Source organism: Pseudomonas sp. O230 (assembly GCF_045447035.1).
Classification (GTDB): domain Bacteria; phylum Pseudomonadota; class Gammaproteobacteria; order Pseudomonadales; family Pseudomonadaceae; genus Aquipseudomonas.
In genome coordinates this window covers 49,410-68,518 of the sequence record NZ_JBJGXN010000013.1, presented here as the reverse complement: position 1 = coordinate 68,518, position 19,109 = coordinate 49,410, and the positions used below count along the sequence as shown (strand labels likewise).

19 protein-coding genes are annotated in these 19,109 nt (G+C 59.5%); 10 read left to right on the top strand and 9 right to left on the bottom strand.

The annotated features are described in order from the left end of the window. Positions 1-115 precede the first annotated feature (115 nt). From ureE to ACI77H_RS26415, 5 genes are all read left to right on the top strand, one after another. Entirely contained in the window at positions 116-616 is a 501-nt protein-coding gene (ureE, locus tag ACI77H_RS26435; protein ID WP_407014612.1) for an urease accessory protein UreE, read from the top strand. Then, entirely contained in the window at positions 613-1,287 is a 675-nt protein-coding gene (locus ACI77H_RS26430; protein WP_407014611.1) for an urease accessory protein UreF, read from the top strand. Before ureE ends, ACI77H_RS26430 begins: the two co-directional genes overlap by 4 nt. A gap of 23 nt (positions 1,288-1,310) precedes the next feature. Next, positions 1,311-1,925 carry an urease accessory protein UreG gene (gene ureG, locus ACI77H_RS26425; protein ID WP_407014610.1) on the top strand — a complete coding sequence of 205 codons (615 nt, stop codon included), beginning with the start codon at positions 1,311-1,313 and terminating at the stop codon, positions 1,923-1,925. Between the two features lie 34 nt (positions 1,926-1,959). Beyond that, positions 1,960-2,532, top strand: coding sequence for a HupE/UreJ family protein (locus ACI77H_RS26420; RefSeq protein ID WP_407014608.1), 573 nt, complete (start codon positions 1,960-1,962; stop codon positions 2,530-2,532). A 173-nt stretch (positions 2,533-2,705) separates the two neighbouring features. Then, positions 2,706-3,833: an AGE family epimerase/isomerase gene (locus tag ACI77H_RS26415; protein WP_407014606.1), complete on the top strand. Its 1,128-nt coding sequence runs from the start codon at positions 2,706-2,708 to the stop codon at positions 3,831-3,833. An 87-nt stretch (positions 3,834-3,920) separates the two neighbouring features. On the opposite strand, the gene ACI77H_RS26410 is transcribed toward ACI77H_RS26415, so the two are convergent. From ACI77H_RS26410 to ACI77H_RS26375, 8 genes are all read right to left on the bottom strand, one after another. Then, the gene (locus ACI77H_RS26410; protein ID WP_407014605.1) at positions 3,921-4,685 is read right to left on the bottom strand and encodes an SDR family oxidoreductase; all 765 of its coding nucleotides are present in this window, start codon (positions 4,683-4,685) and stop codon (positions 3,921-3,923) included. An 852-nt stretch (positions 4,686-5,537) separates the two neighbouring features. Further along, positions 5,538-6,254 (bottom strand): ABC transporter ATP-binding protein, encoded by a 717-nt coding sequence (locus tag ACI77H_RS26405; protein WP_407014604.1) that lies wholly within the window; start codon positions 6,252-6,254, stop codon positions 5,538-5,540. Next, entirely contained in the window at positions 6,251-7,123 is an 873-nt protein-coding gene (locus ACI77H_RS26400) for an ABC transporter ATP-binding protein (protein WP_407014603.1), read from the bottom strand. The genes ACI77H_RS26405 and ACI77H_RS26400 overlap by 4 nt, the downstream gene beginning before the upstream one ends. After that, on the bottom strand, positions 7,120-8,403 hold the full coding sequence (livM, locus tag ACI77H_RS26395; RefSeq protein WP_407014601.1) for a high-affinity branched-chain amino acid ABC transporter permease LivM: 1,284 nt from the start codon (positions 8,401-8,403) through the stop codon (positions 7,120-7,122). Before livM ends, ACI77H_RS26400 begins: the two co-directional genes overlap by 4 nt. A gap of 3 nt (positions 8,404-8,406) precedes the next feature. Further along, complete coding sequence (locus tag ACI77H_RS26390; protein ID WP_407014599.1) at positions 8,407-9,321, bottom strand: ABC transporter permease subunit; 915 nt, start codon at positions 9,319-9,321, stop codon at positions 8,407-8,409. Positions 9,322-9,492: 171 nt separating this feature from the next. Next, complete coding sequence (locus tag ACI77H_RS26385) at positions 9,493-10,626, bottom strand: branched-chain amino acid ABC transporter substrate-binding protein (RefSeq protein ID WP_407014598.1); 1,134 nt, start codon at positions 10,624-10,626, stop codon at positions 9,493-9,495. Positions 10,627-10,991: 365 nt separating this feature from the next. Then, positions 10,992-12,275: an NAD(P)/FAD-dependent oxidoreductase gene (locus tag ACI77H_RS26380; protein WP_407014597.1), complete on the bottom strand. Its 1,284-nt coding sequence runs from the start codon at positions 12,273-12,275 to the stop codon at positions 10,992-10,994. A gap of 120 nt (positions 12,276-12,395) precedes the next feature. Then, positions 12,396-13,886, bottom strand: a complete 1,491-nt coding sequence (locus ACI77H_RS26375; RefSeq protein ID WP_407014595.1) for an aldehyde dehydrogenase family protein — start codon at positions 13,884-13,886, stop codon at positions 12,396-12,398. Between the two features lie 175 nt (positions 13,887-14,061). Here ACI77H_RS26375 and ACI77H_RS26370 point away from each other — a divergent pair, with 175 nt between their 5' ends. From ACI77H_RS26370 to nadE, 3 genes are all read left to right on the top strand, one after another. Further along, complete coding sequence (locus ACI77H_RS26370) at positions 14,062-14,967, top strand: LysR family transcriptional regulator (RefSeq protein WP_407014594.1); 906 nt, start codon at positions 14,062-14,064, stop codon at positions 14,965-14,967. Between the two features lie 243 nt (positions 14,968-15,210). Further along, positions 15,211-16,437 carry a nicotinate phosphoribosyltransferase gene (gene pncB / locus ACI77H_RS26365; protein WP_407014593.1) on the top strand — a complete coding sequence of 409 codons (1,227 nt, stop codon included), beginning with the start codon at positions 15,211-15,213 and terminating at the stop codon, positions 16,435-16,437. A gap of 4 nt (positions 16,438-16,441) precedes the next feature. After that, positions 16,442-17,269, top strand: a complete 828-nt coding sequence (gene nadE / locus ACI77H_RS26360; RefSeq protein WP_407014592.1) for an ammonia-dependent NAD(+) synthetase — start codon at positions 16,442-16,444, stop codon at positions 17,267-17,269. Positions 17,270-17,358: 89 nt separating this feature from the next. Here nadE and azu read toward each other — a convergent pair whose 3' ends face one another. Next, complete coding sequence (azu, locus tag ACI77H_RS26355; protein WP_407014590.1) at positions 17,359-17,805, bottom strand: azurin; 447 nt, start codon at positions 17,803-17,805, stop codon at positions 17,359-17,361. Positions 17,806-18,148: 343 nt separating this feature from the next. Between azu and ACI77H_RS26350 the strand changes: the two genes are divergently transcribed. Further along, positions 18,149-18,736 (top strand): TIGR00730 family Rossman fold protein, encoded by a 588-nt coding sequence (locus tag ACI77H_RS26350; protein WP_407014588.1) that lies wholly within the window; start codon positions 18,149-18,151, stop codon positions 18,734-18,736. Positions 18,737-18,804: 68 nt separating this feature from the next. Then, positions 18,805-18,996, top strand: a complete 192-nt coding sequence (locus ACI77H_RS26345) for a hypothetical protein (RefSeq protein ID WP_407014587.1) — start codon at positions 18,805-18,807, stop codon at positions 18,994-18,996. The last annotated feature ends 113 nt before the right edge of the window (positions 18,997-19,109 follow it).

Here is a 19,109-nt window from a genome sequence, read left to right as displayed (position 1 = left end):
ATTGCCGCAACAATCTGCAATACCACCTCAACTCCGACAGGCATTTCCTACACCTCCCCCGATTGGCAAGCCCCTTGCTCTAGCCTGACTATTGTCCATAGCTGGAAGCTTTCCGATGCTGGTGATTCATCGCAGAATCGAGCCTCAACCCGTCTGGGCCGCTGAGCTGCACCTGACTTTCGAAGCCCGGAGCAAAAGCCGTTTGCGCTGTTTCAGTGCCGAGGGTGAAGACGTTGGGTTGTTTTTGGAGCGCGGTCAGTCGCCGCTGTCCGACGGTGAATGCCTACAGGCTGAAGACGGTCGCATCGTCCGCGTCTGCGCTCGCCCCGAACAACTGCTGCACGTCACCTGCGCCAACGCCTTCGAGCTGACCCGCGCGGCGTACCATCTGGGCAATCGCCACGTCGCCCTGCAAGTCGGTGATGGCTGGCTGCGCTTGCTCGACGACTACGTGCTCAAGGCCATGCTCGAACAACTGGATGCCAAGGTCGAAAACATCGAAGCACCGTTCCAGCCTGAACATGGCGCCTATGGCGGCGGCCATCACCACTCCAGGCACGGCGACGAAGACTTCAACTACCCGCCGAAACTGCACCAGTTCGGCGTGCGGCCATGAATCCGGCCTGGGCGCTGCTGCGCCTGGCCAGTCCGCAGTTGCCGATTGGCGGTTACAGCTATTCCCAAGGGCTGGAAATGGCGGTGGATAACGGTCGGGTGAATGATTCCAACAGCGCCCGCCGCTGGATCAGCGATCAATTGCTGCTCAACCTGGCACGCTTCGAAGCGCCGCTGTTGCTCGCCCATTGCGTGGCCGCTGCCGCAGAAAACTGGGCCGAACTGCTGCAACGCTGCGAAGAACACCGCGCCAGCCGGGAAACCCGCGAGTTGCATCAGGAGAGCCGACAGATGGGCTACTCCTTGCAGCAACTGCTCAACGGTTTGCCGGAACTCGATGCACCGGCCCGCGCCTTTCTCGAACAACGTCCCGAACCGCACCTGGCCCTCGGCTGGGCGCTGGCCGCGCGCGCCTGGCACATCAGTCCACAAGACGCGCTGGCCGCGTGGCTCTGGAGCTGGCTGGAAAACCAGTTGGCGGTGCTGATGAAAACCCTGCCTCTGGGCCAGCAAGCCGCGCAACGCCTGACCAGCGAACTGCTGCCGCAGCTGCAACAAGCCCAGCAGGACGCCACTCGAATCAATCCCGAACACTTTGGCAGCGCCACTTTCGGCCTGTCCCTGGCGTGCATGGCCCATGAGCGCCAGTACAGCCGTCTGTTCCGTTCCTAGGGCCTGTTATTTTGGAGAATCACATGAACACACAACCTCTGCGCGTCGGCATCGGCGGCCCGGTCGGTTCCGGCAAAACCGCCCTGACTTTGGCCCTGTGCCTCGCGCTACGCGAGCGCTACAACCTGGCGGTGGTGACCAACGACATCTACACCCGCGAAGACGCCGATTTTCTGGTGCGCAACCAGGCCCTCGCGCCGGAGCGGATCATCGGCGTGGAAACCGGCGGCTGCCCGCACACGGCGATCCGCGAAGACGCCTCGATCAACCTCGAAGCCGTGGACCAACTGAACCGCCGCTTTCCGGGGCTGGACCTGATTCTGGTGGAATCCGGCGGCGACAACCTCTCGGCCACGTTCAGCCCGGAACTGTCCGACCTGACGATCTACGTGATCGACGTCTCAGCGGGCGACAAGCTGCCGCGCAAGGGCGGGCCGGGGATTTGCAAGTCCGACCTGCTGGTGATCAACAAGGTCGACCTCGCGCCGCTGGTAGGTGCCTCGCTGGAATTGATGGACAGCGACACCCAGCGCATGCGCAACGGCAAACCGTTTGTCTTCAGCAACCAGAAAACCGGGCTGGGCCTGGAAGAAATCATCGCGTTCATCGAACGCCAGGGCCTGCTGACCGCAGCCTGATCACGATCAAACTTATCAACAAGGAAGCTTATCCATGACACTTAAACGCATCCTGGGCGCCATGGCCCTGCTACTGACCCCGACAATCGCCTTCGCCCACCCCGGTCACGGCGACAATGGTTTGATCGCCGGCATCAGCCACCCGATTGGCGGCCTCGATCACTTGCTGGCGATGATTGCCGTGGGGCTATGGGCGGCGCAGCAGAAAGGCGCCGCACGCTGGGCGCTGCCGTGCACGTTCGTCGGCACCATGCTGATCGGCGGTCTGTTGGGGTTTGAAGGGCTGAACCTGCCGGCGCTGGAAAGCGGGATCGCCGCGTCGGTGCTGGCGCTGGGCTTGGCGGTGGCACTGGTGGTACGTCCACCGCTGAGCCTGGCGGTGGGTGCGACGGCGTTGTTTGCGCTGTTCCACGGCGTGGCGCACGGGCTGGAATTGCCCGACATGTCGAGCCCTTGGGCGTATGCCGCAGGGTTTGTAGCGGCGACGGCGGCGTTGCACGCAGCGGGTTATGCGCTGGTTCGCGTGTTACCGCAAGCGGCGGCGCCGTTGGTTCGTCTGGCGGGCGCGGCTTCGGCGGCGGCTGGGGTTTGGTTGTTGGCGGGTTGATTTGGTTTTGCCTGTGAGGGCCTCTTCGCGGGCAAGCCCGCTCCCACATTGGATCTGTATACACAGTTCGAATGTGGGAGCGGGCTTGCCCGCGAAGGCGGCCAGACAGACACCGCCACTCTCAGGCCTGTTAACATGTCGCGCAATCAACCCTGCCGTGACGACGCCAGCCAATGCCTCATGCTCCCCGCTCCGCTTCCCAGCCTGAATTGACCGCTCTGTTTGCCGCGGTGCAACAGCATTTCCAGGACGTGATCGTGCCCCTCTGGCAAGGCCCAGGCTGGAATGCCGAGCTGGCGCTGCCCTACGAAGCGCTGGATGCCGAGCATCATCCCTTGCCACCGCAACGCTACCGGGCCATGGCCTGTGCACGGCAGCTGTATCTGTTTTCCAGCCTGATCGGTCAGGTGCCAGGCGCGAAGGAGCGTGCGGCGGCGTTGTTCCGTTCGTTGCAGCAACATTTCCACGACGCCGAACACGGTGGCTGGTTCTACAGCATCGACCCGCAAGGCGCGCCGCTTGATCAGCGCAAAGACCTCTACACCCACGCCTTCATCCTATTCGCCTGCGCCCATTACTGGGGCAAGGTGCGCGAGCCGTTGGTGGAGTCGGTGCTCAACGCCGTGCTGGAAGTGTTGGCGCAGCGCTTCAGTTCGGGCGACGGCTTGTACGAAGCCTGCCTGGAGCGTGATTGGTCGTTGCTGAACACCGGGCCTCTGCAAAACCCGTTGATGCACCTGGCCGAAGCGTTTCTCGCCACGTTGTCGGTGCGTGAAGACCTCGCCGTGCAGCGCGCGCTCGTCGAGTTATGCACAGCCATGCAACAGCGCTTTATCGACCCGCAATACTGTGTGTTGATGGAAAAGCCGCTGGGATCTGTGGATAACTGGTTTGAACCGGGACACCAGTTCGAATGGTATTTTTTACTGGAGTCTTCGCCGTTGTTGCGCGGTTCGAAGCTGCACGCCTCTGTTGAACGCGCCTTTGCGTTCACCGAGCAACTGGGCGTTGATCAATCGAGTGGTGCCGTGCGGGCGATGCTCACGCTCGACGGGCATTCCAAAGATGCCACCCAACGCATCTGGGCTCAGGCTGAATACCTGCGCGCGCTGACGCTGCGCCCTGACAGCGGGGCATCGGTATTGCACCAATTGCAAGCGCTACAAGAGCGCTCACTGCATGCACGCGGCTGGTATGAGTGTCGTGACGAGAACGGTGAAGTAAGCCGACAGGATATGCCGTCAACCACGCCTTATCACTTGGCGACCTGCTATCGCGGGCTGGCTGAATATCTGCGCTGATACAAAGATTGCTATCGCCGGCAAGCCGGCTCCTACAAAGGTGAAAATGTAGGAGCCGGCTTGCCGGCGATTGGCCGATACGCGGTCTTATGCCTTGTTACGCTCAATCGCAAACCCGGCCCACGTCTGGCTCACCGGCATCAACTCCAGGCTGTTGATGTTGATGTGCGCCGGCGCGTTGAGTACCCAGAAAATGGTCTCGGCGATGTCTTGCGGCTGGATCGGCTCAGCGCCGGCGTAGGTCGCGTTGTAGCGCTCCTGGTCACCGGCGAAACGCACCAGCGAGAACTCACTCTCACACAGGCCCGGCTCGATGTTGCTGACGCGAACACCCGTGCCTTGCAGGTCGCAGCGCAGGTTCAGGGAGAACTGTCTGACGAACGCCTTGCTCGCGCCATACACGTGACTGCCCGGATACGGGTAGTTACCGGCAATGGAGCCGAGGTTGATGATGCCGGCGCCACGGCCATGGGCGATCAGGCGCGGCAACAACAGGCGAGTGCTGTACATCAAGCCCTTGATGTTGGTGTCGACCATGGTGTCCCAATCATCAAGATCGCACTTCGGCGCCGGATCCACACCGAGCGCCAGGCCAGCGTTGTTGATCAACCCGCGCAGCTTGGCGAAGGACGGTGGCAGGTTGGCGATCGCCTCCTCCATGGCCTTGCGATCACGCACATCGAGCACCAGGCCATGGACTTCGGTTTGCTTCGACAACTCGGCGCACAAGGCATTGAGGCGCTCTTCACGACGACCTGTCAGCACCAGTTTCCAGCCGGCCTCGGCAAAACGGCGAGCACAAGCTTCGCCAAAACCGGAAGTCGCGCCGGTAATAAACAGGGTGTTAGACATCGTGTTCTCCTTGCTTCGGCGCACGGGCCGCCATTGGATTAGAAAATCAGCTGGCAGCATGCCCGGCCTTGCCGACAGCGGCAACCATCAGAAAATCTGTACGAAAAACGATCAATGCTGGCGACGCCCTATACACCGTGGCCTGCAGCCATGTACCCGCACGTTATCCACAGGCCGGTCCACAGTTTCCGGGGGCAAGTGAAAAAGCTGGAAGCCGCTGTGCACAAGGCTTTGCGGGCAGATTACAAAGTTTTTTGCTTGACCCTGGAGTGCTGACTGTGTAGCCCATGGCATTTTGCACGATCTCCCCGGTAAACCAGGGGTGGCGCCGAGCCAGTAACTACGGCCCTCAGCCGACTCTTTCCAGAGTTTAACCACAGACTTATCCACAGGCATCAGCCCTCCGCCTCAGACTGAATTCGTGGCCAATAAAAAGGTTGACAAAGCCGAGCCTCAGCCTAGCAAAAGCACCTGATCAAAAAACAACCACCTCTCTGAAAGCCACGTATCTAAAGGCCCTCAGCCAGCTACTCCCACGTTATTCACAGCCAGTTCCACAGCAAACGGGGACAAGTCAAAACCGTGACAAAACAACTATTTGCAGCGGCTTTATGTCGCGCTTTGAGAGCTTGGTGAATTTGTTTTCCACAATTTCCAGAAACCGCGCTGCGCCCCTTGTAGGAGCGAGCTTGCTCGCGATGGACGTCAACGATAACTCAACAATCTGGATAGACGCGTCGTCCTGAAGACCTTCGCGAGCAAGCTCACTCCTACAAGGGATTGGGGGTGAGTTGGTGATGTAAAAAAGCCCCGGCGATTGCTCGCCAGGGCTTGTTGATTACAACGATGGACTCAATGCCCGCCGAGATAAGCGTTACGCACCTCTTCGTTCACCAGCAGCTCCTTGCCGGTGCCACTGAGGCGGATCTCGCCGTTGACCATCACGTACGCCCGATCCGACAACCGCAGGGCGTGGTTGGCGTTCTGCTCGACCAGAAAGATGGTCATGCCGGTCTTGGCCAGTTCCCGCAGGGTGGCAAAGATCTGTTTCACCACAATCGGTGCGAGCCCCAGGCTCGGCTCATCGAGCAACAGCAGTTTCGGCCGGCTCATCAGCGCACGGGCGATGGCGAGCATTTGCTGCTCGCCGCCGGACATGGTCATGGCCCGCTGGGTCCGTCGCTCTTCGAGACGCGGAAACAGCTCGAACATGCGCTGCATGTCTTCCTTGGCGTACTTGTCACCGATCGGAATGGTGCCCATCAGCAGGTTTTCCTCGACAGTCATGTCGGGGAACACGCGCCGGCCTTCCGGTGATTGCGCAATGCCGTTGGACGCAATGTAGTGCGACGACTTATGGGTGATGTCCACGCCCTGATAGATGATCTGCCCGTCTGCCGCGCGCGGCTGGCCGAAGATCGACATCAGCAGGGTCGACTTGCCCGCACCGTTGGAGCCGATGAGGCTGACGGTTTCCCCTTCGTTGATGTGCATCGAGACTTTTTTCAGCGCCTGGATCGGGCCGTAGAACACGTCCAGGTCTTTGAGTTCGAGGATAGGTTGGGTCATACCACTTCCTCTTCATCGGCGCCCAGGTAGGCCGCAATCACTTTCGGGTCGTTGCGAATCGCCTCGGGGCCGCCCTCGGCGATGACGATACCGTGGTCCAGCACCACGATGTGGTCGGAAATGCTCATAACCATGCCCATGTCGTGTTCGATCAGCACCACGGTCAGATCGTGCTCGTCGCGCAGCAGCCGGATCATCGCGCTCAGCGCTTCGGTTTCCTGAGGGTTGAGGCCGGCGGCCGGTTCGTCGAGGCAGATGATCTGCGGCCGCGTGCACATGGCCCGCGCAATCTCCAGACGACGCTGCTGTCCGTAGGACAACTCGCCGGCCAGACGGTTGGCGCAGTCCACCAGGTCCACCACTTCCAGCCAGTAGAAGGCGTGGTCCAGCGCATCGCTTTCAGCCTTGCGGTAGCCCTTGGTATTGAGGATGCCCGCGAGCATGCTGCGGTTGACCCACATGTGTTGCGCCACCAGCAGGTTTTCCAGCACCGACATTTCCTTGAACAGGCGAATGTTCTGGAACGTCCGCGCAAGGCCGGCCCGGTTCACCAGGTGCGTACCGCCGAACATCTTGTAATACAGCCGACTGAGAAAGGATTTCGGCGAAACGAAATCCACCGGTTTGAACGATTCGCCCAGCAACTGGATGACGTTGGTCTGCTCGCCGCGCACGTTGAGTTCGATCTTGCCGCCCGAGGCTTTGTAGAAACCGGTCAGGCAGTTGAACACGGTGGTCTTGCCGGCGCCGTTGGGGCCGATCAGGGCGAAAATCGAGTTGCGATGCACCTTCAGGCTCACATCGCTCAACGCCTTGATGCCGCCGAAGTGCATCATCAGTTTCTCGACCGAGAGTACGACTTCACTCATGGCGCTACTCCTTTACGCGGGGTCACACCGGTACGGCTGATCCGAATCAGGCCACGCGGTCGCCAGATCATCATCAACACCATCAGGATGCCGAACAGCAGCACGCGGTATTCCGCGAAGCCACGCAGCAGTTCCGGGGCCACGGTCAGCACGAACGCCGCGATGACCACGCCGATGGTCGAACCCATGCCGCCGAGTACCACGATGGCGAGGATCAGGGCCGATTCAAAGAAGGTGAACGAAGTCGGGTTGACGAAACCCTGGTAAGTGGCGAAGAACACGCCTGCAAGACCGGCCGTCGACGCACCGATGGTGAACGCCGAAAGCTTGACCAGCACGTGGTTCAGGCCCATGGAGCGGCAGGCGATTTCGTCTTCGCGCAATGCTTCCCAGGCGCGACCGACCGGCATTTTGACCAGACGATGCTTGATGTAGAGCACGGCCAGAACCACCAGGAACAACACCGCATAGATGAAGTAGTACTTCACATCCGGGTTGTAGGCGATGCCGAAAAACTCATGAAACGGTACACCGCCGTCCTTCGCCCGCTTGCCGAATTCGAGGCCGAAGAAGGTTGGCAGCGGCGCGGGCATGCCGTTCGGGCCACCGGTCAGGCTCAACCAGTTATTGAGGATCAACCGGATGATTTCGCCGAAGCCGAGGGTCACGATCGCCAGATAGTCGCCGTGCAGACGCAACACCGGGAAACCGAGAATGCAACCGGCCAGCCCCGCCGTGATCGCTGCGAGTGGCAGCACCGTCCAGAAACCCAGCCCGAGGTATTGATAACCGAGCGCCAACCCATAGGCGCCGATGGCATAGAACGCCACGTAACCGAGATCGAGCAGGCCGGCCAGGCCGACCACGATGTTCAGGCCAAGGCCCAAAAGCACGTAGATCAACCCGAGGATGACCACGCCCAGCAGGTAGGAGTTGGAGAAGAACGGGAACACCACGGCAATGACGATCACCAGTGGGAGGATCCAGCGCAAACGGGTTTTGTAATCAGGTGGCAGTACATGAACCCCGGAACCGGTGCTTTCAAAGCCATCAAGGATTTTCAGCCCCTTCGGCGTTTGCAGGAACAGCCCCAGGGCAAAGCGGCCGGCCATGACGATGGCGACAATCCACGCCACACGGGTCGGTTGCAGGTTGAAACCGTAGCCATCCAGGACCACGCCGACAATCGGGCCGAACACAATCAGGGCGACCAGACCGGCAAGAATCGCGTCAACCAGGCTTCTTTTGAGATCAATGGTTTTTTTAGTGGTTGAAGACATCGCTTACACCTTCGACACAAGAGGACGGCCGAGCAGGCCTTGGGGCCGAAAGACCAGAACGAGAACGAGCAGCGAGAAGCTGAAAACGTCTTTGTAGTCCGAGTTGACCAAGCCCGAGAACAGCGACTCGGAAATCCCGAGAATGATCCCGCCGAGCATTGCGCCAGGCAACGAGCCAATTCCGCCGAGTACCGCTGCGGTGAAGGCCTTGATGCCGATGACGAAGCCTGCATAGAAGTCGAACGTGCCGTAGTTCATGGTGATCAGCACGCCGGCCAGGGCCGCCATTGCCGCACCGATGATGAACACGTAGGAAATCACGCGGTCGGTGTTGATCCCCAGGATCGAGGCCATCTTGCGGTCTTGCTGGGTGGCGCGGCACATGCGGCCGAGCTTGGTGTATTTGATGACGTAGGTCAGCAGGGCCATCCCGGCGAATGCGGCAATCAGGATGAAGATCTTGGTGTAGGTGAGTTGGACGAAGCCGCTTCCGATTTCCACTCGCCATGCACCGGTCAGCAGGGTCGGTACGCCTTGTTGGCGGGCGCCTTGTGCGATCTGTGCATAGTTTTGCAGGATCAGCGAAATACCGATGGCACTGATCAGCGGTGCCAGTCGGGTCGAGTTACGCAGGGGTTTGTAGGCGACACGCTCAATGACCCAGCCATATACCGCTGTGACGATGATGGTGAAGACCAGTGTGCCAAGCATCAGCAGAGGGAAGGATTCAATACCGAAGTATGCCAGCAGAGCCAGACTGATCGCCGCGAGGTAAGCGGAAATCATGTAAACCTCGCCATGGGCGAAGTTGATCATGCCGATGATGCCATAGACCATTGTGTAGCCGATGGCGATCAGGCCATAGACCGACCCGAGGGTCAGGCCGTTGACCAGTTGCTGCAGGAAAATACCATCCATAACGCAATCTCACGCATTTGAGAGACTGCACAGAAGCGAGGTGCGACGGACCGGGGTTCAGCCACCCGCGCAACACGGTTGTGTGCAGCTCTACGAGAAAAGACAGGTACTGCACGGACATGTTGGTTGACTGCCCGGCGCACAAGGCGCCGGGCAGATCAGCAGCTCATATCACTTCTGTTTTTCCAGCTGGTGGTATTTGCCATCCTTGTCCCACTGGTAAACCACGTAGTCGGAGACTTTCAGGTCGCCCTTGGCGTCCCAGGTCTTCTCGCCCATTACGGTTTTAACCGGGTTTTTCTTCAGCCACTCAGCCGCTTTTTCGCCGCTGTTGGACTTGGCGCCGTTGAAAGCCGCCGCCAGGGTCTGAACCGAAGCGTAGGCGTACAGGGTGTAGCCTTCAGGCTCGGTGCCGGCCTTGCGGAACGCGTCTACCACAGTCTTGCTGTCTGGCAGCAGGCGCGGGTCGGCGCCGAAGGTCATCAGCACACCGTCGACGTATTGCGGGCCGCCAGCGGTGGTCACCAGTTCGTCAGTCACGATGCCGTCGTCGGACATGAATTTCACGTCTTTCAGGCCTTCGGTACGCAGTTGTTTAACCAGTGGACCGGCTTCCGGGTGCAGACCGCCGAAATAGACCACGTCGGCACCGGCCGCACGGATCTTGGTGACCACGGCGCTGAAGTCTTTCTCGCCACGGGTCAGGCCTTCATACAGCACCGGCGTTACGCCACGCTTGACCAGTTGTGCCTTGGTGGCATCTGCCAGGCCTTGGCCGTAGGTGTCTTTGTCATGCAGCACGGCGACTTTCTTTCCCTTGAGTACGTCGACGATGTAGTCGCCGGCAACAATGCCCTGCTGGTCGTCACGGCCGCACATGCGGAACATGGCACTCAGGCCGCGCTCGGTCACCTGTGGGTTGGTGGAACCCGGAGTGATTGCAATGATGCCCGCTTCGTCGTAGATCTCGGAGGCCGGAATGGTCGATGAGGAGCAGAAGTGACCAACCACACCCGCCACTTTCTGGTTGGTCAGGTCCTTGGCGACCGTCACAGCCTGTTTCGGTTCGCAGGCGTCATCGCCCTTCACCAGTACGATTTTTTCCCCGTTGACGCCGCCCGATGCGTTGATTGCATCGGCTGCTGCCTGTGCACCCTTCATGTACTGCTCGCCAAATGCTGCGTTGGCGCCTGTCATAGGACCCGCAACACCGATTTTTACGTCAGCCTGTGCAAACGCAGAAACACCCAGCGCAGCTGCCACTGCGAGGGCCAGAAAGCCTTTCTTGTAAAACGTCTGGGACATGAGGTGGTGCTCCAAGGTTTTTTTTTAGTTGGCACTGCGACTTCACTGAATGCTCAGAGCAAGGGCCGTGCCATCGGTTTTTTATTCTGAAAAAAGTCGCTGCTTTATTGTTATTTCGACTGTTTCGGTCCCATTTTCATTGGGCGTGCAACCGTCTAAACCGCGGGAGGTGAAACCATTTATTTTTTAAGGCGCAACCCGTGTGCGCCATCATTGCAACCGCGGCGCCAAACGACGTGCAACCAGCCTGTAACAACGTGCGTCACCGAAGTGCACACTGCTGGTGCGGTACTGCTACAACCCGCACCTTTTACAGGCTAGTCGCTGCGCCGAAAAGCGTCGCTTCCAGCAACATATTTCAACAATCAAATCACGATCCGCAGGCACTGGCCTGCGTGATACAGCGAAAACCCGGCCTCGTATAGACAACTGCGCAAGCCCACCCCCGCCAGTGGCTGCATGGGCGCAAAGGGAATCGGCAGCGCCTGAGGATTTCCGTTACACAAATAATCGGCAAACGCTTTGCCGACCACTGTACCGGTGGTCACGCCCCGCCCGTTGTAACCGGTGACCGCCACTAAACCGGGCGCCGGTTCGAACAGACGCATCAAATGATCGGGAGTAAAAGCGATGCAACCGGTCCAGGTGCACTCCCATTCCACCTGCTTGAGGTACGGAAAATAGTGCTGCTGAACCCGGTCGGCCCAAGCCTTGAGGAACCAGGTCGGTTTCTGATTGCCATTACCCAGGCTACCCAGCAACAGACGACCGTCCTTGTCGCGACGAATACTGCTCAGGACCTGCCGCGTGTCCCAGGAACCCTGGCCACCGGGGAGGATTTGCTGCGCGGCATCGTCAGTCAGCGGGACCGAGGCCACTTGATAGTAATAGCCAGGGAAGAAGTTGCGCCGCAGTTCCGTCCAGTCACCTTCGGTGTAAGCGTTGGAGGCAATCACGACTTGCTCGGCAAGCACCGAACCCTGCGCCGTTTGCACCGACCAGCGCGGCCCCTGGCGTTCGAGTCGAGTCACAGGAGAATGATCGAACAACCGACCGCCAAGGCCGATGGCCGCTTTGGCCAGCCCCGCGGTGTAAGCCATCGGATTGATCGTGCCGGCACGTCGATCGAGCAACGCGGCGGCGATTTTCTTGGTGCCTGTCGCTTGTTCGCAGGCTTGACCAGTCAGCAGTTCGACCGGTGCACCGCGACGCTTCCATTGTTCTTCGCGACTGCGCAGGTCCGCTTCACCACGGGCGTTATGCGCCATGTGCAACGTGCCTTCACGGCGTAACTGGCAATCGATGTTGTATTTGTCGACCAGGCTGAACACCAGGGATGGCGCGGCACCCAGCATGCGATTGAGCTGACTGCCCACCGCTTCACCGAACCCGGCTTCGATCTCGTCCGGTGGAATCCACATCCCGGCGTTGACCAGCCCGACGTTGCGCCCCGAACCGCCATGACCGGCGCGATGGGCTTCCAGCACACACACCGTTTTGCCTTGTTCCAGCAGATGCACCGCCGCCGACAGACCGGTGTACCCGGCGCCGATGACGCAGACATCGGCCGTTACTTCGCTCTTGAGCGCCGCATTGTCAGGTCGTTGCGGCGTCAGTTTTTCCCACAGACACTCTTCGCGTAACGGCATTGCCAGACTCCAATTAGAAACCTAACAAACAGAAAAAGCTTCGCTGGCCAGCCAGCTCCTACAGGTTATGCGCCACGACAGAGGCCGTGTAGGAGCTGGCTGGCCAGCGATGGGGCCCGATCAGTCGAACGTAATCCCCTGCGCCAACGGCAACTCCAGCGAATAGTTCACGGTGTTGGTCTGGCGGCGCATGTACCCGCGCCAGGCATCGGAGCCCGACTCACGACCACCACCGGTTTCTTTCTCGCCGCCAAACGCGCCGCCGATTTCTGCGCCGCTCGGGCCGATGTTGACGTTGGCGATGCCGCAGTCGCTGCCCACTGCCGACATGAACTGCTCGGCTTCACGCACGTCGGTGGTGAAGATGCACGACGACAGGCCTTGTGGCACGGCATTGTTCAGGCGCAGGGCTTCGTCGAAATCCTTGTAACCGACCACGTACAGAATCGGCGCGAAGGTTTCGTGGCAGACCACATCGCTCTGCTCCCGCATTTCAACAATGGCTGGCGCGACGTAGTAAGCATTAGGGAATTTGTCTTCCAGTTGACGCTTGCCGCCGAAGACCCGGCCGCCTTCGCTCAAGGCTTGTTCCAGTGCGTCCTGCATGTTGTCGAAGCTGTGTTTGTCGATCAGTGGACCAATCAGGTTGCCTTCCAGCGGGTTGCCGATACGCACTTTCGAGTAAGCGGCTTTCAGGCGGGTAACGATCTCTTCTTTCACCGATTCGTGAGCGATCAGGCGACGCAACGTGGTGCAACGCTGACCGGCGGTGCCGACGGCGCTGAACAGGATGGCGCGAACAGCCATGTCCAGATCGGCACTTGGGCCGAGGATCATCGCGTTGTTACCACCCAGTTCGAGAATACTGCGGGCGAAACGTTCAGCGATTTTCGGCGCCACTTCGCGGCCCATGCGGGTGCTGCCGGTGGCGCTGATCAACGCGACACGCGGGTCATCGACCAGTGCTTCGCCAGCATCGCGACCGCCAATGATCACCTGGCTCAGGTGCGGAGGTGCGTCGCTGAAGTTTTTCAGCACGCGATCGAACAGCGCCTGGCAGGCCAGTGCGGTCAACGGGGTTTTCTCTGAGGGTTTCCAGATCACCGGGTTGCCGCAGACCAGTGCCAGCGCAGTGTTCCAGGCCCAGACCGCGACCGGGAAGTTGAACGCACTGATCACGCCCACAACGCCCAGCGGGTGCCAGGTTTCGCGCATGTGGTGGCCAGGACGCTCGGAAGCGATGGTCAAACCGTACAACTGACGGGACAGACCGACGGCGAAATCGCAGATGTCGATCATTTCCTGAACTTCCCCCAGGCCTTCCTGAGTGATCTTGCCCGCTTCCCAGGACACCAGCTCGCCAAGGTCGGCCTTGTATTCGCGCAGGATGTCGCCCAGTTGACGCACCAGCTCGCCACGGCGCGGCGCCGGAACCTTGCGCCACAATTCGAACGCATGATCTGCGCGACTGATGTGCTGCTCGACTTCAGCGGCGCCTTCCCAGTTCACGGTGGCGATCTGGCTGCCATCGATCGGCGAATGCACGGGCACTTTGCCGTTCTGGTACAGGGCCGGGTTCACACCAAGACGATCAAGCAATGCGGCAACCATGGGTCACTCCTCAAGCAAAAAACAGAAAACGTGCAGCCGGAATATCACGACTGATCAGGCCTGTAGTTTTAGCTCGCCGGAGGTTACCCAACAAACGACCTTTAAGAGAGATATCATTCCGTTTATTCATGCTGCGAATTGCTGGTCAGTAAGAAACAAGAAAAAAGGACATCCCATGCTGAATAAACGCTACCTGCCGTCGATCACCGCGCTCCAGTGTTTCGAGGCCGTGACCCGGCATTTGAGCTTCACGCGGGCCGCCGAAGAGCTGAACCTGACCCAGAGCGCCGTCAGCAAACAGGTCGCGCAACTCGAAGAATTGTTGCAGCACCTGTTATTTCGTCGGGTGCGACGACGCCTGCAAATGACCCCGGCCGGTGATTTGTACCTGGTTGAAGTACGAAAAATTCTCACGCAAGTCGAGATGTCGACCCATTACCTGCGTTCCTACGGCGGGGAAACCGAAGTACTGCGCGTCTCGACGCCACCGACGTTCGGCGCCCGTTGGCTGGTGCCTCGCCTGAAAGGCTGGCGACTGCGTCATCCGTCGATTCATCTGGACCTGTGCAGCGAGCAGGAAGCCGATGACCTGCTGCAAGGTCGCAGCGATCTGGCGTTCTATTTCGGCCAGGGCTCACGGCCCCGTACCGAATGCCTGAAGCTGTTCGGCGAAGAGCTTGTTCCCGTGTGCGCACCGGGCAGCCTGCCGGCTACACCGTTCACCGATCCGACCCAGCTCACCGACCTGGTCCTGCTGCAAAACGCCTCCCGACCGCAGGCTTGGCACGACTGGTTCGACAGTCAGGGTTACCACACCGAACACAGCTACCACGGGCCGCGCTTCGAGACCTTCTACATGTGCATCCGCGCCGCGCAGGTCGGCTGCGGCGTGGCGCTGTTGCCGCGGTTTCTGGTGGAAGAGGAATTGGCCGACGGCAAGCTGGTCATACCCTGGCAACACGCGATGCCCAGTTCCGACGCCTATTACCTGGCGTACCCGGAGCATTCGGCGGAAGTGCCCAAGGTGCGGGATTTTGTGAAGTGGATGCTGGAGCAAATCGACAGTCCTGCAGTGCCTTGAGGACGCCATCGCCGGCAAGCCGGCTCCTACAGGTTTATGTCGCCGTTGCGTCGGGGGCTGACGCGAATCCTGTAGGAGCAAGGCTTGCCGGCGATGAGGCCATCAGCTCTAACAGAAATCTCCAGCGAATTCGTTCGCAAAAAACACTGGCAATACCCTGCGCTGATATGCGCCACTAGCCCCATTCATTGAAACAGCTGCAACGTCGCTGCCACAGGCGCGACCAGCCTGGAGAACCCCGTTATGAGCGAGAGTGTGTTTGCCGATCGCATCGTGCAGAACCTGCTCGACACCGACTTCTACAAACTGACGATGATGCAGGCGGTGCTGCACAACTACCCGAACGTAGAAGTCGAATGGGAGTTTCGTTGCCGTAACAGTGAGGACCTGCGCCCGTACCTGGCGGAAATCCGCTTTCAGATCGAGCGCCTCGCCGAGTTGAGCCTGACCGCCGACCAGCTGAGTTTCATGGAGCGCATCAGCTTCATGAAGCCGGATTTCCTGCGGTTCCTCGGGTTGTTCCGCTTCAACCTGCGCTACGTCCACACCGGCATCGAAAACGGCGAATTGTTCATCCGCCTGCGCGGTCCGTGGCTGCATGTGATCCTGTTCGAAGTGCCGCTGCTGTCCATCGTCAGCGAAGTGCGCAACCGCTATCGCTACCGGGAAATCGTACTGGAGCAGGCGCGTGAGCAGCTCTATCGCAAGTTCGACTGGCTGACCGCCAACGCCAGCAGCGATGAATTATCCGAATTGCAGGTAGCCGATTTCGGCACTCGCCGTCGCTTCTCTTACCGCGTGCAGGAAGAAGTGGTGAACGTGCTCAAGCACGATTTCCCCGGACGCTTCGTCGGCACCAGCAACGTGCATTTGTCCCGGGAACTGGACATGAAACCGCTGGGTACCATGGCCCACGAGTGGATCATGGCCCACCAGCAACTCGGCCCACGGTTGATCGACAGCCAGATCGCCGCCCTCGATTGCTGGGTCCGCGAATACCGAGGTTTGCTCGGGATCGCCTTGACTGACTGCATCACCATGGATGCCTTCCTCAACGACTTCGACCTGTACTTTGCCAAACTCTTTGACGGCCTGCGCCATGACTCCGGAGATCCGGTGATCTGGGCAGAAAAAGCCATCACCCACTATCAAAAGCTGGGCATCGACCCGATGAGCAAGACGCTGACGTTCTCCGACAGCCTGACGCTGCCCAAGGCGCTGGAAATATTTCGCGCATTGCGCGGTCGGATCAATGTCAGCTTCGGCATCGGCACCAACCTGACGTGTGATATTCCAGGTGTCGAACCGATGAGCATCGTGCTTAAAATGGCGGCCTGCAACGGCCAACCGGTGGCGAAGATCTCCGACGAGCCTGGCAAGACTCACTGCAAAGACCCGAATTTCGTCGCCTACTTGCGACACGTTTTCAAAGTTCCTGCCGCCCTTTCCAGCACATCAAGCAAGGAGTGAATTCATGCAAGCCGTACAGCGTGAGATTGCTGAGCAGCTCAAGGTTCAACCGCCATTCGCCGACCAGGCCGCCCTCGAGGCTGAAATCGTCCGGCGCATCCGCTTCATCCAGGATTGCCTGGTCAATTCCGGGCTCAAGACCCTGGTGCTCGGCATCAGCGGTGGCGTTGACTCCCTGACCGCCGGCCTGCTGGCCCAGCGCGCCATGTGTGAACTGCGCACCCGCACCGGTGATGACACCTACAAGTTCATCGCCGTGCGCCTGCCGTACGAAACCCAGTTCGATGAACATGACGCCCAGGCGTCGGTGGACTTCATCAAGCCTGATGAGCGTCACACCGTGAACATCGGCCCGGCGGTCAAATCCCTGGCCAATGAAGTCGCGGCTTTCGAAGGCAAACACGCGGTCTCGGTGGATTTCGTCCTCGGCAACACCAAGGCGCGGATGCGCATGGTCGCCCAGTACACCATCGCGGGTGCGGCCCAGGGCCTGGTGATCGGCACTGATCATGCGGCGGAAGCGGTGATGGGTTTCTTCACCAAATTCGGTGACGGCGCCTGCGACCTGGCCCCGTTGAGCGGCCTGGTGAAAAACCAGGTCCGAGCCATTGCCCGTAGTTTCGGCGCACCGGAATCGCTGGTGGAGAAAGTCCCGACCGCCGACCTGGAAGACCTGTCGCCGGGTAAACCGGACGAAGCGTCCCATGGCGTGACCTACGCCGAGATCGACGCGTTCCTGCACGGTGAGCCGGTGCGTGAGGAAGCGTTCAAGATCATTTGCGACACTTACAAAAAGACCCATCACAAGCGAGTGATGCCGTTTGCGCCATAAGTAAGGCGGCGTCTGAACGATGACGCGGTCAAACGTCAGGCACAAAAAAAGCGTCCCTCGCAGGACGCTTTTTTATGAGCCCGATTCGCTTATTTCAGCGTAACCGTGCCTTTCATCATCGAGATGTGGCCCGGGAACGAGCAGAAGAAGCCGTATTTTTCGGCGGCATCAAGCTTGGACACATCGAAAGTCACCGAGTCGGTTTCCTTGGCGCCGATGATTTTGGTGTGAGCGATGATGCGCGCATCACCTTCTTTCAGGTAGTTCTTCTCAATCCCGGCCGCCAGGCCATCGGTGGCGATCGGCTGCATGTCAGCCTCTTTGCTCAGCACCCAGTTATGACCCATGACGTTTTTCGGCAGGCTGCCGGAGTGGGTCAGTTCCACGGTGAAGGTCTTGCAGCTTTTGTCGATTTCAATGGCCTTGGTGTTGAAGGACATTTGATCAGTGGAGTCGATGGTCGTCTTGCACTCGGCAGCCATCAATTGACTGCTGGCCAGTGTCAGCAGGGATACCGCAACAAGTTTGGCAAACATGGTGAATCTCCAAGGCAGGGTTAACAAAAGTGCGAATGGACAGAAGACTGCCTGAAAACCTCGCAAGTTCCTATGACCTGAATCAAAAATTGTATACAACTTTAGAGCTATGACACCTATCGAAACAATCTACCAGCCAGACGTCTAGGGCGGCCCTATCATCAGGTCGTCATCACTTGTCCGGAGCGTCTGTCATGTCCATCAACAGTTTTTTGTGCAGTTTGCTCGCCGCTTACGCCTGTGGCGCCAGTGGCACCTGTGAAACGTACCCGCGCGAAGTTTAGCCCTTGGAGCGCCGCGCCCCTGCCTTTACTCTGTGGCCATCCTGACCATGGAGTAAGGCATGTCTTTAGCGTCCGTTTGTATATTTTGCGGTGCCAGTACCGGCACCAATCCGGCTTATCGTGAAGCGGCTGTAGCCCTCGGGCGCGCATTGGCCGAGCGCAAGCTGACTCTGGTCTATGGCGGCGGCGCCGTCGGGCTGATGGGGATCGTCGCCGACGCCGCACTGGCGGCCGGCGGTGAGGTGATCGGGATCATCCCGCAAAGCCTCAAGGACAAGGAAATCGGCCACAGCGGCCTCACGCGCCTGGAAGTGGTCGACGGCATGCATGCGCGCAAGGCGCGGATGGCCGAGCTCAGCGACGCCTTTATCGCGCTGCCCGGTGGCTTGGGCACCCTGGAAGAACTGTTCGAAGTCTGGACCTGGGGCCAGCTCGGCTACCACGGCAAACCGCTGGGACTGCTGGAAGTGAACGGTTTCTACAGCAAATTGACCGGTTTTCTTGATCATATCGTCGGCGAAGGCTTCGTTCGCGAAGCACACCGTGACATGCTGCAAGTGAGCGAATCGCCGCAAACCCTGCTCGATGCCCTCGACGCCTGGCAGCCGACAGTAGTGCCAAAGTGGACAGAGCAAAAACCCAGCTAACGGCTCGGCACCGATACAGGGCAGAATATGCGCCGCTCAACCTCACCTTCGACCCCAGAGGATCGCCCATGGCTAAACCTAATTATTCCTTCGCCAAACGTCAGAGAGACTTGGCCAAGGAGCAGAAGAAAGAGGAAAAGCTTCAGCGCAAGAAAGCTACAGCTGAAGAAGAAGCCGCCGCACTGAACCCGGAAGCAGACGGTGAAGTGGCCGCAGAAAGTGATGTTGAAGCACCGAAAGATCAGGCGCCCGACGCCTGAGACCCTCAGGGCCCGATGATCTGATCAGGCCCACCGGATCTGTGTCCAGGGTCAGCAGCGATGTTGCTGACCCTCACAGACCAGTCTGAAATACCTCCATCCCGAAAGAACTG

Excerpts from the sequence above, each read along its gene's own strand:
- ureE (WP_407014612.1), top strand. The coding sequence starts at position 116 with ATGCTGGTGATTCATCGCAGAATCGAGCCTCAACCCGTCTGGGCCGCT.
- ACI77H_RS26430 (WP_407014611.1), top strand. The coding sequence starts at position 613 with ATGAATCCGGCCTGGGCGCTGCTGCGCCTGGCCAGTCCGCAGTTGCCG.
- ureG (WP_407014610.1), top strand. The coding sequence starts at position 1,311 with ATGAACACACAACCTCTGCGCGTCGGCATCGGCGGCCCGGTCGGTTCC.
- ACI77H_RS26420 (WP_407014608.1), top strand. The coding sequence starts at position 1,960 with ATGACACTTAAACGCATCCTGGGCGCCATGGCCCTGCTACTGACCCCG.
- ACI77H_RS26415 (WP_407014606.1), top strand. The coding sequence starts at position 2,706 with ATGCCTCATGCTCCCCGCTCCGCTTCCCAGCCTGAATTGACCGCTCTG.
- ACI77H_RS26410 (WP_407014605.1), bottom strand. The coding sequence starts at position 4,685 with ATGTCTAACACCCTGTTTATTACCGGCGCGACTTCCGGTTTTGGCGAA.
- ACI77H_RS26405 (WP_407014604.1), bottom strand. The coding sequence starts at position 6,254 with ATGACCCAACCTATCCTCGAACTCAAAGACCTGGACGTGTTCTACGGC.
- ACI77H_RS26400 (WP_407014603.1), bottom strand. The coding sequence starts at position 7,123 with ATGAGTGAAGTCGTACTCTCGGTCGAGAAACTGATGATGCACTTCGGC.
- livM (WP_407014601.1), bottom strand. The coding sequence starts at position 8,403 with ATGTCTTCAACCACTAAAAAAACCATTGATCTCAAAAGAAGCCTGGTT.
- ACI77H_RS26390 (WP_407014599.1), bottom strand. The coding sequence starts at position 9,321 with ATGGATGGTATTTTCCTGCAGCAACTGGTCAACGGCCTGACCCTCGGG.
- ACI77H_RS26385 (WP_407014598.1), bottom strand. The coding sequence starts at position 10,626 with ATGTCCCAGACGTTTTACAAGAAAGGCTTTCTGGCCCTCGCAGTGGCA.
- ACI77H_RS26380 (WP_407014597.1), bottom strand. The coding sequence starts at position 12,275 with ATGCCGTTACGCGAAGAGTGTCTGTGGGAAAAACTGACGCCGCAACGA.
- ACI77H_RS26375 (WP_407014595.1), bottom strand. The coding sequence starts at position 13,886 with ATGGTTGCCGCATTGCTTGATCGTCTTGGTGTGAACCCGGCCCTGTAC.
- ACI77H_RS26370 (WP_407014594.1), top strand. The coding sequence starts at position 14,062 with ATGCTGAATAAACGCTACCTGCCGTCGATCACCGCGCTCCAGTGTTTC.
- pncB (WP_407014593.1), top strand. The coding sequence starts at position 15,211 with ATGAGCGAGAGTGTGTTTGCCGATCGCATCGTGCAGAACCTGCTCGAC.
- nadE (WP_407014592.1), top strand. The coding sequence starts at position 16,442 with ATGCAAGCCGTACAGCGTGAGATTGCTGAGCAGCTCAAGGTTCAACCG.
- azu (WP_407014590.1), bottom strand. The coding sequence starts at position 17,805 with ATGTTTGCCAAACTTGTTGCGGTATCCCTGCTGACACTGGCCAGCAGT.
- ACI77H_RS26350 (WP_407014588.1), top strand. The coding sequence starts at position 18,149 with ATGTCTTTAGCGTCCGTTTGTATATTTTGCGGTGCCAGTACCGGCACC.
- ACI77H_RS26345 (WP_407014587.1), top strand. The coding sequence starts at position 18,805 with ATGGCTAAACCTAATTATTCCTTCGCCAAACGTCAGAGAGACTTGGCC.